This is a genomic window from Rhodococcoides kyotonense, from assembly GCF_001645385.1.
Classification (GTDB): domain Bacteria; phylum Actinomycetota; class Actinomycetes; order Mycobacteriales; family Mycobacteriaceae; genus Rhodococcoides; species Rhodococcoides kyotonensis_B.
The window spans coordinates 101,344-117,932 of sequence record NZ_LVHI01000041.1; the positions used below are offsets into that span (position 1 = coordinate 101,344).

At 66.2% G+C, this 16,589-nt stretch carries 2 protein-coding genes (1 of these 2 running past the window's edge); one reads left to right on the forward strand and one right to left on the reverse strand.

All coding sequences use genetic code 11. The features are described 5' to 3' along the window. Window positions 1-963 carry an esterase/lipase family protein gene (locus A3K89_RS25030; RefSeq protein WP_243636920.1) on the forward strand — a complete coding sequence of 321 codons (963 nt, stop codon included), beginning with the start codon at window positions 1-3 and terminating at the stop codon, window positions 961-963. Here the strand turns inward: A3K89_RS25030 and A3K89_RS25035 are convergent. Next, window positions 896-16,589 carry the 3' portion of a non-ribosomal peptide synthase/polyketide synthase gene (locus tag A3K89_RS25035; RefSeq protein ID WP_157105446.1) on the reverse strand. Its footprint extends 10,973 nt past the window's final position, so 15,694 of the gene's 26,667 nt are visible here — the last part of the coding sequence; the start codon falls outside the window, past its right edge; the stop codon is at window positions 896-898. The genes A3K89_RS25030 and A3K89_RS25035 overlap by 68 nt on opposite strands.

Sequence of the window (16,589 nt, forward strand, 5' to 3'; positions counted from 1 at the left end):
TTGAGTTTTCGCGGTACGGCCCGTTTTCGCAGGACCTACTCGCTACTCGCATCGTTGCTGCTTCTCCTCGGCGCCGGAGCACTGGTGACCGCGCCGAGCGCGGCCGCAAGTCCTCCACCGTTCGTCGACCAGATGGGTGTGCCTCCTGCGGGCTCGAACGATTGGTCGTGCACACCGTCACCTGAGCACCCTCGTCCGGTGGTTCTGATTCACGGCACCGACACCGACATGCAGGAGAGCTGGCCGACGCTGTCTCCCGAGCTGGCATCGCAGGGCTACTGCGTCTTCGCGCTCAACTACGGCGCGATGCCGGTCATGTGGGACCACAGCAGACTCGTCTGGGGCATCGACGACATCACGAAGTCCGCCGCGGAGCTCGACCGGTTCGTCGATTCGGTTCTGACCAGCACCGGCGCATCCCAGGTCGATCTCATCGGTCACTCGCAGGGCGGAACTCTCGCGCGCCAGTACCTGAAGTTCAACGGCGGCGCCGACGCGGCCGACCCGGCTCGGAACAAGGTGCATCGCGTCATCACCCTCGGCGCCACGAATCACGGCACCAATTTCGCCGGTCTGCAGCAGCTCTACCTCGTCGGGGTTTCCCTCGGGCTACCGCGTGACGTGACGTCGCAGCTCATCTTCGGTGTGGCAGGCACTCAGCAGCTCATCGGTTCGCCGCTCCTCAAGCAGCTCAACGCAGGCAGCGAGGTCATGCCAGGTGTCGAATACACCGTCATCGCCACGCGCCACGACGCCGTCGTGACTCCTCCCGAGCGCACGTTCCTCGACGACGGCGGCAGCGGGCAGGTCACCAACGAATGGGTTCAGGACGTCTGCCCGGCGAACCAGGCGTCGCACATGGGACTGACGCGTGATCCCGACGTCGCCCACATGATCAGCACTGCCCTTGACCCCAGTTACGCCGAGACACACCCGCTGGTGTGTGCGGCGCCCGCTGAGTAGCCCAGGGACGGGCGGCGTCGGTCTCGATCACCGCATCCAGGTCGAGAATGTCAGGGTCCAATTCCGTCGCCGACGGCGCGAACAGATGCGTCACCCACAGCTGCTCGACGGTGTCCGCGACGCTACCGCCCGGCACCCCGACAGCGATCGAGGCGCCTGTCACGGACGCGGCGAGAACAGCGAATGCGTCCCACGCACGCGCGGCGGCGGACTCGTCCACGACGAGGATTCGAGACTCGTACGTCAGCTTCCAGGTATCCACCGCCGCGAGCGCTCGTGTCGCAACGTCGCCGTGGGTCAGTACGGTCTCGCCCAGCTCGTCGACGACGATCATCGCCGCGTCGTCGGCCAGCAGCGTGCGAGTTCGTGACGCGTAATCGACCGGCCTGCTCGACTGCCCGGCGATCGAGTCGGCGGTGACCGGATCCTCGAGAGCAATCGAGCCGCGTCGGGTGTCGGCGCCTGCGTGAACGACGAGCGTGTCCGCCGAGTCGGCGGGCCCTACGACGAGCGCAGCGCCCGCGGACCACACCGCCCACGCCGCGGTGACGGAAGCGATCGACATCGGCAGGTCGACGGCGACGCGGTCTCCCGGCCCGATTCCGCGCGCGACGAGGTATCGCGCCAGACGGGCTGCGCCTGCGGCGATCTCGGCGTAGCTCACCTCGGTCTCGTGGGTGACGACGGCGGGAGCGTCGGGTTCGGAATCGACGGCAGCCTCGATCGTCTGCGGGAGCAGACGGACGTTCCGACGCGGCGCGACGGCGGGTGCGTCGACGGCCGGCTCTGTCCGCTCGGCCTCGGTGCGCACGTCGATGTCGCCGACGACGGTGTCCGGTGACTCGGTCAGGACGCGCAGTACCCGCGTCAGCCGTTCCGCGAGGCTACGAACGGTGACGTGGTCGTAGACGTCCGTGGCGTAGACGATCGAGCAGGTGAGAGCGCTGGTGCCGTCCTCCCCTACGCCGTCGGAGAACACGAACTGCAGGTCGTAATTGGCCGTCTGGGTGCCCGAGGCGAGGCCCGAGATCGACAGTCCCGGCAGATCGAGCCACGAGGTTCCGTGATTCTGCAGTGCGACGACGACCTGGAAGAACGGTGTCCTCGATTCCGAGCGCGGTGGGTCGAGCAGTTCGACGATGCGCTCGAACGGCACGTCCGCGTGGGCGAAGGCGTCGAGATCGACCTCCCGTGCGCCCGTCAGGACGTCCGACACCGTGGCGTCGGCCGCGACGTCCGTACGCAGCACGAGCGTGTTCACGAACATGCCGACCACGTCGTCGAGTGCCGATTCGCCGCGCCCGGCCACCGGGGTGCCCACCGCGATGTCGTCGTTCCCCGACAGCCGTGCGAGCAGTACCGCGACGGCAGTGTGCAATGCCATGAACAACGTCGCGTTGTGGCTGCGCGCCACCTCGTCGAGCGCGGTCAGCAAGGCCTTGCCGATCGCGAACTCATGGGTGGCACCGATACCCGTCGGTGCCCCCACACGCACCCGATCCGGCGTCGGACCGTCCTGCTCGGCAAGGCCGGCCAACGCGCTGCGCCAGAACGATTCCTGGGTCGCCACGATCGACGCCGGGTCGTCGGCGTCGCCGAGAACGTCCCGATGCCACAGCACGTAGTCGGCGTATTGCACGGTGAGAGGCGCCCATTCGGGTACGCGCCCTACCGCACGTGCCGCGTACGCAGCCATGAGGTCGCGTGTGAGTGGCCCCATCGAGAACCCGTCGGCCGCGATGTGATGGACGACGAGTACCAGGATGCGCTCGCTGCCGGACATCTCGAGCACACGCACGAGCAGCGGCACCGACGATGCGACGTCGAACGGGTGATCCACCAGCTGTCGCACACGATCCGCCGCGTCATCGGCGTCGACATGTTCGCGCCCGACGAGCGACAGGACGTCCGCGACGGGCAGTACTTCCTGAGTGCCGATGCCGTCGACGTCCGGGTACCGCGTCCGCAACGTTTCGTGACGAGCGATGACGTCGGTGATCGCAGACATCAGCGCGTCGACGTCGAGATCTCCGCTCATCCGAAGTGCCAGGGAGATGTTGTAGGCGGCCGACGTCGGATCCAGTCTGTTGGCCAGCCACATTCGACGCTGAGCGAGCGACAACGGGATGGTGTCCGGTCGCGTGCGTGCACCGAGCGCTGGCCGATCGTCGTCGCCGACGGCCGTCTCGAGTCTGGCCGCGAGCTCGGCGACCGTGGACGCCTCGAACAGGGTGCGCACGTCGACGCGTGAGTCCAGCGCCGCACCGAGCCTCGACACGACGCGGGTCGCGATCAGCGAGTTGCCGCCCAGGGCGAAGAAATCGTCGTCGGCTCCGACGCGCTGCCGCCCGAGGACGTCCGCGAAGACGTCGGCCACGACTTCCTCGATCGGATTCGACGGTGCCCGGAAGGCGGTTTCGACGAGAACCGGCGCGGGCAGCGCCGACCGATCCAGCTTTCCGTTGACTGTCAGTGGTATCGATTCCACCGCGACGAACGCCGACGGCACCATGTAGTCCGGCACCCAGGTGCCGACGCCTCGACGAAGATTCTCCGGTTCCAGCTCCTCGTTCTCGCCGAGCACGACGTAGGCGACGAGCTGCACACCGGCCGGTGAGTCCTCACGCAGGACGACGGCCACCGACGCCACCGACGGCTGCGCCGCGACCGCCGCTTCGACCTCGCCGATCTCGATTCGGAATCCCCGCACCTTGACCTGATCGTCGGTACGTCCGAGATACTCGAGCTCGCCGGTCGACTCCGCCCGACGCCATCGAGCCCGGTCACCGGTTCGGTAGAGCACTCCGCCGTCACCGTCGAACGGGTCCGCGACGAAGCGCGTCGCCGTCAGCCCGGAGCGCCCGACGTACCCACGTGCGGCCTGTCCACCCGAGACGTAGAGCTCGCCCGCGACGCCGATCGGCACCGGACGCAACCGTCGGTCCAGGACGTACATGCGCAGCCCGGGAATCGGTACCCCGATCATCGACGCCGACCGCGTGTCGTGCGCGGTGATCCGGCGGATCGACACGTGCACCGTGGTCTCGGTGATGCCGTACATGTTGATCAGCGCGGGCCCGACGCGTCCGTCGGCGTCCTCGGTGCCGTCCCCGTGGCGCTCGATCCAGTTCTGCAGACGACGCGGTTCGAGCGCCTCGCCGCCGAACACGATGTAGCGCAGTGCAAGTGGGACCGCGGGCAGGACCCGATCGACCTCGGCGAGTTGGTGGAACGCGGACGGCGTCTGATTCAGGACGGTGACCTTCTCGGTGGCCAGCAGCTCACGGAAGGCTTCCGGGGAACGGGACGTGAAGTAGTCGACGACGACGAGCGTGCCGCCGTGCAGCAACGGTCCCCACATCTCCCACACGGAGAAGTCGAACGCGTAGGAATGGAACATGGTCCACACGTCGTTCTCGTCGAACCGGAACGCCGCGGATGTCCCGGCGAACAGCCGCAGCACGTTGTCGTGCGTGACGACGACGCCTTTCGGTCGTCCCGTGGAACCCGACGTGTAGATGACGTAGGCGGTGTTGCCCGACGACACCGGCACCCGCACCTCGCCCCGGACGGCTCCGTCGGTCTCCGGTGTCGATTCCGACGGATCGATCACAGGCAACGTTCCGAAGTCGAGATCGTCACCGGATGCGACGACGGCGACGGGCCGGGCGTCGTCGAGCATGAAATGGATGCGTTCCCTCGGGTACGACGGGTCGACGGGCAGGTATCCCGCTCCCGACATCACGACGGCGAGAAGCGCGACGACCAGATCGATCGATCGCGGAAGTGCCACGGCCACCAGTGTTTCCGGCCGTGCGCCCGCAGCCGTCAGACGACGTGCGAGTACATGCACTCGGTGGAGAAGTTCGGCGTACGAGCAGGATTCGTCGCCGTGACGAACCGCAACGCGGTCCGGACAGCGCGTCGCCGCCGTTTCGAACGCCTCGGCCAGCGTCGCCGAGACCGGTAGCTCCTCCGGTCCCGAAATGCTCCAACGGTTCACGATGATGTCGAGCTCGTCGGGCGGGGTGAGGTCGACGTCACCGACCACCGTGCCCGGCTTCTCGACGAATGCGGTGAGCAGCCGCACGAAAGCCGAGGCCCAGCCCCGAACCGTCACGTCGTCGAACAGGTCCGTCGCATAGGTGAATTCGACAGCCCATCCGTCGACGTCGCCGCCCGAACCATACGCGTCGGCAACGGTCACCTGCAGGTCGAACTTGGCTGCGATGGCATCGAACTCCATGCCGCTGACGGTCAGATTCGGCAACTCCAGCAGAGTGGTCGCCAGATTCTGGAACGTCAGCATCACCTGGAACAGCGGGTGCCGTCCGCGCGAACGATTCGGATCGAGAACTTCGACGAGCTTCTCGAACGGTATGTCCGCGTGAGCGAATGCCGACAGGTCGTTCTCCCGCACCTCGTCGAGCACGTCCTCGAAGGATGCGCCCGTGTCGACGCGGGTCCGCAGGACGAGTGTGTTGACGAACATGCCGATCATGTCGTCGAGTTCGGACTCGCCGCGTCCGGCCACCGGTGTGCCGACGGCAATGTCGTCCGACGCGGACAACCGTGCCAGCAGTACGGCCAGCGCGGAATGCACGACCATGAACGGCGTCGCGCCTGCAGCATGCGCGACGTCGGTGACCCGGCGACGTACCTCGGCGTCGATCGACACCGTCACCACTGCGCCCGTGTGCGATTCCGTCGTGGGGCGCGGGCGATCGGCCGGGAGTTCGATCTCGTCGGGAAGGTCGGCGAGTTGGCGTGTCCAGTAGTCGATCTGGGTCGACGTGATCGACGACGGGTCGTCTTCCGAGCCGAGCACTTCGCGTTGCCACAATGCGTAGTCGGCGTACTGGATCGCCGGACGTTCCCACCCGGGATCCTGCCCGATCACCCGTGCCGCGTAGGCGCGCACGAGATCCCGGGTCAGGGGCCCGATCGAATAGCCGTCCACCGAGATGTGGTGGGCGACGACGACGAGCACATGCATCGTCGGCGATTCGCGGAACAGCGTCGCTCGGACAGGTACGGCCGCAGTGATGTCGAACGGTGCGCCGACCAGCTCGAGGACCCGAGCGGAGACCGTCGCGGAATCGATGTCCTCCATGTGCAGCACGACGGAACTGTCCGACACCGGCTCGATGACCTGGTACCCGACCCCGGCGATGTCGGGGTACACCGTGCGCAGTATGTCGTGCCGAGCGGTCACGTCGTGGAACGCCGAGGTGAACGCATCGACGTCGAGTTCTCCGGCGAGCCGAATCGTCACCGGTACGTTGTGGGCGGCGGACTCGGGGTCGAGTCGACCCAGAAACCACATGCGTTGCTGCGCAAGCGACAACGGGACGGGTGCGTGTACGTCTCGTCGAACGTGAACGGGTACGCGGTGCGCCGGTTCGGTGTGCATTTCGATGCGCGCGGCGAGGGCTTCGACGCCGGGAGATTCGAAGACCGATCTGAGCGAGACGTCCGCGTTCAGCGCCGAGGACAACCGCGCGACGACGCGCGTCGCCGTCAGCGAATTGCCGCCCAGCGAGAAGAAGTCGTCGTCCAGACCCACCTGCTCGGCGCCGAGCAGGTCGGCGAACGTCGCCGCGACGACTTCCTCGATCGGCGTGGACGGCGGCCGGAAGGCCTTGACCTCGAAGATCGGTCGCGGAAGCGCACGTCGATCCAGTTTGCCGGTCGGCCCGACCGGCAGCGTCTCGACGACCATCACCGACGTGGGCACCATGTAGTCGGGCACCCCGCGGGTCGCCGTACGACGCACCTCGACCGGGTCCACGACACGTCCTGGATTCGGGACGACGTACGCGACGAGGATGTCACCGACAGTGGCGTCCGTGCGCAGTACCACGACGGCTTGGCCGACGCCGTCGTGCGCGAGCACCGCCGCTTCGATCTCGCCCAGTTCGATGCGCTGGCCACGGAGCTTGACCTGGAAATCGCGTCGGCCGAAGTATTCGAGTTCGCCGTGCGGATTCCACCGTGCGAGATCGCCGGTGCGGTACATCCGAGAACCCTTGGCGGAGAACGGATCGGCGACGAATCGATCGGCGCTGAGCTCCGGGCGTCCGACGTAGCCTCGCGCCAACTGCACTCCGGCGACGTACAGTTCGCCGACCACTCCCGGTGGCACCGGGTGCAATCGACCGTCGAGCACGAAGCATCGCGTGTTCGACACGGGCCGTCCGATGGGCACGGCCACGACGTCGGACGGCACGAACTCGTGATACGTCACGTCGACCGCGGTCTCGGTCGGGCCGTACAGATTGATTACACGAGTCGACGGCAGTAGCTCCCGTGCGGTTCCCGCCGTGGCCGCCGGAAGCGCCTCACCGGATGCGAACACCCAGCGTAGCGACGTGACGGCGTCGACGGCAGGTCCGGCGAGAAACACCGCAAGCATCGACGGAACGAAATGCGCGACGGTGACCGACTCTTCGGCGAACAATCCAGCCAGGTAGGCCGGGTCGCGATGGCCGTCGGGCCTTGCGACGACGAGTTCGGCTCCGATCTGCAGCGGCCAGAACAATTCCCACACCGACACGTCGAATGTCACCGGCGTCTTCTGCACCACGACATCGTCGACGCGAAGCCGGTACTCGGCCTGCATCCAGGACAATCGATTCACGATCGCACGATGGTCGACGACGACGCCCTTCGGTCGCCCGGTCGATCCGGACGTGAACAAGACGTAGGCGGGATGGCGCGGTCGCAGCGGCGCAGTCCGTTCCTCGTCCGTCACCGGTGCACCGGACATGCCGCTCAGGTCGACGGTATCGACGTCGACGCGCCGGATCCCGGACGGGACGACGTCGTTCGAGGCCGCCAACACCACGGACACGCTCGCGGCGCCCAGTACGTAGTCGACTCGATCGGCCGGCTGGGTCGAATCCACGGGAACGTACGCGCCTCCCGCCGTCACCACTGCGTAGATCGCGACCAGCATGTCGATCGAACGCGGAAGAGTCACTGCGACAGCGGATTCCGGTCCGACGCCCTCTCCGATCAGAACGCGGGCGAGCTGGTTCACCCGAGAACCGAACTGCGCGTAACTGATCGACTCGCCCGAACAGGTGAGCGCAACGGCGTCCGGCGTCGCCTGCACCCGCTCGGAGAACCGGTCGAGGAGCAATTCGTCGGCCGACGCCACGTCGGTGGCGTTCCATTCCCGCAGCACCAACTGCTGCTCGTGGTCGTCGACGACGTCGATGTCACCGACGATCGTCGACGGGTCGTTCACGATGGTCCGAAGAATTTGCAGGAACCGCCGTGCCATGCGCACCACTGTCGGTTCGTCGAACAGGTCGGTGAGGTACAGGAACTGTGCCAACATGCCGATCGGCTCACCCGACGCGTCGAACTCCTCCGACATCGTCAGGTACAGATCGAATTTGGCGAGCCCCGTCTCGAGTTCGACGCCTGCCGCACTGAGGCCGGGAAGTTCGACGGTGGTGCGCTCGAGGTTCTGGAATGCGAGCATCACCTGGAACAGCGGTTGGCGCGCCGTCGATCGAGGTGGGTCCAGAATCTCGACCAGCCTCTCGAACGGAATGTCGGCGTGTGCGAAGGCGTCGAGATCGACGTCGCGGACGGAACTCAACAGGTCGGAGATCGCCATGCCCGACGGCACGGCGGTGCGCAGCACGAGCGTGTTGACGAACATGCCGATCACGTCGTCCAGCGCCCGCTCACCGCGTCCGGCGATGGGAGTGCCGATCGCGATGTCGTCACTTCCCGACAACCGCGCGAGCGTGATCGCGAACGCAGCGTGCACGATCATGAACGGCGTGCATCCGACCTCGAGCCCGAGGGCGACGATCGATCTGTGCAGCGCCGCGTCGATGCCGAAGGCGTGGATGCCTCCATGCTCGGTCAGAGTGACCGGACGTGGGCGATCGGTCGGTAGGTCGAGCTGTTCGGGGATCCCGTCGAGAGCCCGCTTCCAGAACGCGATCTGCGTACTCATGATGGAGTTCGGATCCGATTCGTTACCGAGCATGTCTCGTTGCCACACAGCGTAATCCGCATACTGGACCGACAGGTTCTGCCACTGCGGCGCTCGACCACCGATGCGCGCGGCATAGGCCGTCACGATGTCCCGCATCAACGGTCCCATCGAGAAGCCGTCGGCGGCGATGTGATGCACGACAACAGCGAGAATGTCCTCGGTCTCGCTCATCCGGTACAGGTGGGCACGGAACGGCGGTTCGTTCGCCAGGTCGAACCCGCGGACGACGAGCAGCCGGATGTCCTGCAGCGCATCCGCTTCGGTGCACTCGGCCACGCCGAGCGTGAACTCCGACGACGACAGCGGAAGCACCACTTGATGACCGACGCCGTCGACGTCGGGATAGACGGTGCGCAACGACTCGTGGCGTCCGCGCACGTCGTCGATCGCCGACCCGAGTGCATCCGCATCGATTCCACCGCGGAGCCTGACGACGATGGGAATGTTGTAGGCCGCGGAGTTCGGATCGAACCTGTCGAGGAACCACATGCGTTGCTGCGCAAGGGACAACGGAACGCGACGCGGTCGTCGACCGGCACGAAGCGGCACTCGACCGCCGCTTCCGACGCTGCCATGCAGGAGTGCCGCCAGGCCCTCGACCGTGGAGACGTCGAAGATGGCTCTGACCGGCACCTGGGCATCGAGGGCAGCACCGAGCCGGGACACCACCTGCGTCGCGACCAACGAATTGCCGCCGAGCGCGAAGAAGTCGTCGTCCAGACCCACGCGCGGTACACCGAGTATCTCCTCGAACACGCGAGCGACCGCGACCTCGGTGTCCGTCGTCGGTTCGCGGAATTGCCGGACCTCGAACACGGGATTCGGCAACGCCTTTCGGTCGAGCTTGCCCGACGGCCCGAGCGGCAACTCGTCGAGCACCAGGATCACCGCGGGGACCATGTACTCCGGTACCGACCGGCCCGCCGACGCGCGCAGCGCATCGACGTCGATCGAACGATCCACTGCTGCGACGACATACCCGACCAACCGATCGCCGCGGACCTGGACGACGGCCTGTGCAACAGCGTCGTCGGTCAACAGCGCCGACTCGATCTCCCCCAACTCGATACGCAGACCACGCAACTTCACCTGGAAATCACTACGACCGATGTACTCGAGTTCGCCCGACGCAGTCCAGCGCACCAGGTCCCCGGTCCGATACAACCGACCACCCACATCGAACGGATCCGCCACGAACCGATCCGCCGACAAATCCGGACGACCGTAATACCCGCGCGCCAACTGCACACCCGCCAGATACAACTCACCCACACCCGACGCAGTCCAGCGCACCAGGTCCCCGGTCCGATACAACCGACCACCCACATCGAACGGATCCGCCACGAACCGATCCGCCGACAAATCCGGACGACCGTAATACCCGCGCGCCAACTGCACACCCGCCAGATACAACTCACCCACCATGCCCACCGACACCGCACGCAGCCGGCCATCGAGCACATACACCCGCGTGTTGAACACCGGCCGCCCGATCGGAACAACAGCAACATCATCCGAGGTGTACTCGTGGAACGTCACATCCACCGCAGCCTCGGTCGGACCATACAAATTCACCAACCGAGCCGACGGMARCACCGCCGCGAACGACCGCGCCGTCGCCACCGGCAACGCCTCACCAGAGGCGAACACCCACCGCASACCCGACGCCTCSGCTGCCGACGGCTCCCCCGCGAACACCGCCAACATCGACGGCACGAAATGCGCCACCGACACCCGCTCATCCCGCATCAACGACGCCAAATACACCGGATCCCGATGACCATCCGGCCGCGCCACCACCAACCGCGCACCGACCTGCAACGGCCAGAACAACTCCCACACCGACACATCGAACGTCACCGGCGTCTTCTGNGCCACCGACACCCGCTCATCCCGCATCAACGACGCCAAATACACCGGATCCCGATGACCATCCGGCCGCGCCACCACCAACCGCGCACCGACCTGCAACGGCCAGAACAACTCCCACACCGACACATCGAACGTCACCGGCGTCTTCTGMACAACGACATCGGAATCGGTCAGCGCGTACTCCGCCTGCATCCACACCAGACGATTCACGATCGCCGCATGGCTGATCGCCACACCCTTCGGCCGACCCGTCGACCCCGAAGTGAACAACACATACGCCACATGCTCAGGGCGCAGAGGCCGGACCCGATCCGCATCCGACACAGGCTCATCGGAGAACCCGCCCAGCTCGACCTTGTCCACGAGAACGACATCCACACCATCAGCGGCGAAGCCATCCCGCGACGTCGACAACACCGTCGACACCCCGGCCGTCTCCAGAATGTAAGCCACCCGCTCGCCAGGCTGATCCGGATCCACCGGCACATACCCCGCACCAGCCTTGATCACGCCATACAAACCGACCATCAAATCCAACGACCGACGCATCGCCAACGCCTCCGGCGTCGACCCCCACATCCCGTCCAACCCACCCCCCCCACCATCAGCGGCGAAGCCATCCCGCGACGTCGACAACACCGTCGACACCCCGGCCGTCTCCAGAATGTAAGCCACCCGCTCGCCAGGCTGATCCGGATCCACCGGCACATACCCCGCACCAGCCTTGATCACGCCATACAAACCGACCATCAAATCCAACGACCGACGCATCGCCACAGCCACCAACGACTCCGGACCCACACCCCGCGAAATCAAATATCTCGCAACACGATTCGCCCGAGCATCGAACTCCGCGTACGACAGCGACTCACCCTCGAACACCAACGCCACCGCATCCGGCGACGCCGCGACCTGCGCATCGAACAACGACACCAACGTCGCCGNACCCACACCCCGCGAAATCAAATATCTCGCAACACGATTCGCCCGAGCATCGAACTCCGCGTACGACAGCGACTCACCCTCGAACACCAACGCCACCGCATCCGGCGACGCCGCGACCTGCGCATCGAACAACGACACCAACGTCGCCGCCGAATCCACCACGCGTGCAGTGTCGTTCACCCCAGCCAACAACACCCGCTCGGCATCGTCGATCAGATCGATGTCGCCGACGGGCTGAGCCTGATCGGCTGCGATGGCCTGGAAGATGCGCTCCAGCTTGCCCATCATCGATGCCACGTCGGCTGCGCCGAACACATCGGTGAGGTACTTCAGCTTCAGGTGCACCTGGCTGTCGACGGCGATGAGCAGCGTCAGCGGGTAGTGCGTGGCGTCCTCGAGAGCCACCCCTGCGACGGACATGCCGTCGATGTTCTTCGCCTGCTCCGCGAGTCCGGCTTCGTCGACCGGGTACGACTCGAAGACCGTGAGCGTGTCGAACAGCGCACCGATCTTCGCGTCACGCTGAATCTCGCCCAGGCTCACGTAATGGTGATCGAGGAGATCCGCCTGCTCACCCTGAAGTCTGGTCAGCAACGACTCGACGGATTCGTGCCCGTCGACGCGAACGCGGATCGGCAGGGTGTTGATGAACAACCCGACCATCGACTCGACACCGGCAAGTCCTGCCGGGCGGCCCGACACCGTTGCACCGAAGACGACGTCGTCGCTGCCGAGGGTGCGTCCGAGCAGGATGCCCCACGCTGCCTGCACCATCGTGTTCAGCGTGACGCCGAGACGTGCGGCCGAGGATTGCAGTGCCGACGACAACGACGGGCTCAGATCGAGGGAAAGCTCGTCGGCGTCCGCGGACACCGCACGGTTCTGGTCGACGGACGACAGCATCGTGGGTTCTTCGACGCCGTCGAGCGTCTCGGCCCACTTCTGCCGCGATACCGACGCGTCCTGCTCTGCCACCCAGGCCAGGAAGTTGCGGTACGAGCGCACCCGCGGGAGCGCCGACGCGTCACCCCGAAGTGCGTACAGCGCCAACAGGTCTCGCATCAGCAGCGGCGAGGACCAGCCGTCGAGCAGCAGGTGGTGGCTGGACACGAGGAAGCGGTAATCGCCCTCGGCCATCTTCACGAGCGTGAAGCGCATCAGCGGCGCCGACGTCAGCTCGAAGTGCTCCGCCTTGTCGCGGGCACGAACGGCCTCGAATTCGGCCTCTCGCGCGTCGGCGGGGCGATCGCTCAGATCCAGCTCACGCCACGGCACCGTGACCGAGTCGAGGACGAGTTGGACGGACGTGCCGTCTGCATTCTGAACGAACGCGGTCCGAAGGTTCGGGTACCTGTCGAGCAGTGCTTGCGACGCGCCGCGAAGCCGGTCCGCATCCACGTCGCCGGTCAGCTCCAGCAACACCCGCATCGTGTAGACGTCGAGCGACTGGGTCGCGATGAGTGCGTGGAACAACAGTCCGGACTGCAGCGGTGCCAGCGACCAGATGTCGGAGACGCCTGCGAAGCCGGACTCCCAGACGTCGATGTCGCGCTGCGACACCGGCACCAGCGAGATGTCCGAGGGCGTCAGGCCGCCTGCATCCGGACCTGCCACGTGTTCGGCCAACGCGCCGAGAGCGTCGGACCACAATGCCGCGAATTCCTCGACGTCCGAGCGCGACAGCACACCCTGCGGGTACGTGAAGCTCGCGGTGAGGCGCGGACCGTCTGCAGTGTCGACGACGGCCGAGTTGATGTCGATCGTCGCGTTGGCAGGCATATCCGGGTCGCCGGGTGCACCGACGTCCGCGAGCAGGCGGTTCGGCAACCACGCACCACCGGTGAGCTCCTCGGAGATGCCCTCCGTGCTGACCCGACCGAGGTAGTTGAAGCTGACCTGCGGTGCGGCAGAGGCAGATTCGAGGACGTGGGACGTCTCGCCGTTGATGTAGCGCAGAAGGCCGTAGCCCATTCCCTTGTCGGGGACCGCGAGCAACTGCTCCTTGACTGCCTTGACGACGGCACCCATCGACGGGCCTGCGGCGAGCGCAGCCGCGACGTCGATCCCGCGGACGTCGAAGCGAACGGGGTACGCACTGGTGAACCAGCCGACCGTTCGAGACAGGTCTGCACCGGGCACGATCGATTCTTCGCGTCCGTGCCCTTCGAGCTTGACGAGCGCTTCGGGCAATTCGACGCCGCGACGTGCGCGGAACTCGGTCAGCGCCAGGACGAGTGCTGCGAGGAGGCCGTCGTTGACACCGCCGTTGAATCGGGCGGGCACCGTCGTGAGAGTTGCTTCGGTGACCGTCTCCGACAGTTCGACGTCGACTCGATCGGTCGTCGACAGCGTGTCGACAGTCGGATCGAATCGACGACTTCCGAGCATCGGATCCGAACCGGCGAGAACTTCGGTCCACCACGTGACTTCGGCTTCGCGCGCACTGTCGTGTGCCGCGTCGACCAGGCCGTGCGCCCACCGACGCATCGACGTGCCGACCGGTGCCAGCGCGACGTTCTGATCGGCAGCTGCCTGGCCCCACGCAATGGCCAGGTCCGGCAACAGGATTCGCCAGGAGACGCCGTCGACGACGAAGTGGTGAGCGACGATGAGCAGAATGCCGGGTCGTGGGGTCTCGTCGACATCCGACACGAAGTCGAACCAGACGAACTCGAGCATGCATCCCGACTCGGGATCGAGCCGGTCCTTCGCGGCGTCGAGTTCGTGCTCGGCGCGCGCGAGAAGGTCGTCGTCCGAGATCGACGCGTCCAGCTCGACGCGGGTGATCATCCCGTCGACGTCGCAGGTGCCGGGTTCACGGGTGTGGAACGTCCACTCTCCGCCTTCGGCACGTTCGAGGACTGCACGCAGGACGTCGTGGTGGTCGACCACCGCAGTGATGGACCGCTCGAGCAACTCGCGTTCGATGCCGGTCGGCAGCGTCACCGCGACCGACTGCGCGAAACGGGAGAATCCGCCAGGACCGTCGACGATCGAGTGCATGATCGGCGTCAGAGCGAGCAGTCCGACGCCGCCGCCGGGAAGTTCGGCAACGACTTCACGCTCTTCTGCGTCGCCGAGAACTGTTGCCACCTCGGCCAACCCGGCCACCGAGCGCCGCTCGAACACATCGCGCGGAGTGAACGAGATGCCACGCGCACGTGCTCGCGACACCAGCTGAATGGAGACGATGCTGTCTCCGCCGAGTGCGAAGAACGACTCGTCGACGCTGACCTGCTCGACGCCGAGGACGTCGGCGAACACCTCGGCGATGATCCACTCGACCTCGTTGCCCGCAGCACGGAACGCCTGCTGCTCGAACACCGGCGCGGGCAGCGCCGCGCGGTCCAACTTGCCGACCGGAGTCAGCGGAACCTGGTCGAGCACGACGATGGCGGCGGGCACCATGTGTGCCGGCAGCGAGCGTGCGACGAAGGCCGACAGCTCGTCGACGTCGACGACCGCATCCCGAGCAGGCAGGACATAGGCGACCAGAGCCATCGTGCCGTTGGCCTGTTCGTGTCCGACGGTGGCGGCGAACGACACGCTGTCGTGCTGGACGAGAGCGGTGTCGATCTCGCCGAGTTCGACGCGGAAGCCACGGATCTTGATCTGGAAGTCCGAGCGGCCGACGAATTCGATGTTGACTGCTGCCGGGTCCTCCAACACCGCGTCGGAACCGAACGTCCAACGGACGATGTCTCCGGTGCGGTACATGCGGGCGCCGGGGGCACCGTACGGGTTGGCGACGAAGCGCGTCGACGTCAGATCCCTGCGCTCGTGGTAACCACGGGCCAGTGCGCCGCCCGCGAGATAGAGCTCACCTGCGGCACCCACCGGAACGGGGTTCATCCGGGCGTCGAGCACCAGAGCCGACATGCCGTGAATCGGACGGCCGACGGTGATCGGCATACCGGGACGCAACTCGGCGAACGTCGAGATGATGGTCGTCTCGGTCGGGCCGTACCCGTTGTAGTACTTGCGTCCCACCGCCCACCGGGCCAGCAGATCGGGAGTGGTCACGTCGCCACCGACGGACGCGACCTTCAGGCTGTCGACTCCCGTCGGGTCGACAGTGCCCAGAACGGCAGGCGTGATGATGGTGTGCGTGACCTGCTCGGTCTTCAGAAGGTCTGCGAGGTCCTCGCCACCGATGATCGACGCGGGCACGACGACGAGCGTCGCCCCCTCGGAGAACGCCGCCATCCATTCCAGTACGGACGGATCGAAGCTCGGTGAACAGATGTGGAGGAAGCGGGAGTCCGAGTCCAGGTGGTACAGATCGGTCGCGGCGTCGAGGACACCACCGAGACCGCTGTGCGTCACGACGACGCCCTTCGGTAGACCGGTGGATCCGGACGTGTAGATCATGTACGCGGCGTGGTCGATCGCGAGCGGCGCGAGCCGGTCGGCATCGGTGATCGGCGCGTCGGACTGCTCGGCCACGGTATCGGCGAACGCCGGATCGTCGATCTCGATCCACTCGGTCGCAGTCGGCAGGTGTGCCGAGAATTCGCTCGACGTGATGCCGAACAGGGCACCGGAGTCACCGAGCATGTGTTCGACGCGTCCCACCGGGTACGTCGGATCGACCGGCAAGTGGGCGGCACCGGCCTTGGCGACCGCCCACACCGACAGAACCATCTCGTACGAACGCGGGAAGGACAGCGCGACGATCGAGTCGGGTCCCGCGCCACGGTCGATGAGAACGCGTGCGATGCGGCTGGATTCGGCATCCAACTCGCGATACGTGACGGACCGGCCGTCGACGCGTACTGCGACGCCGTCC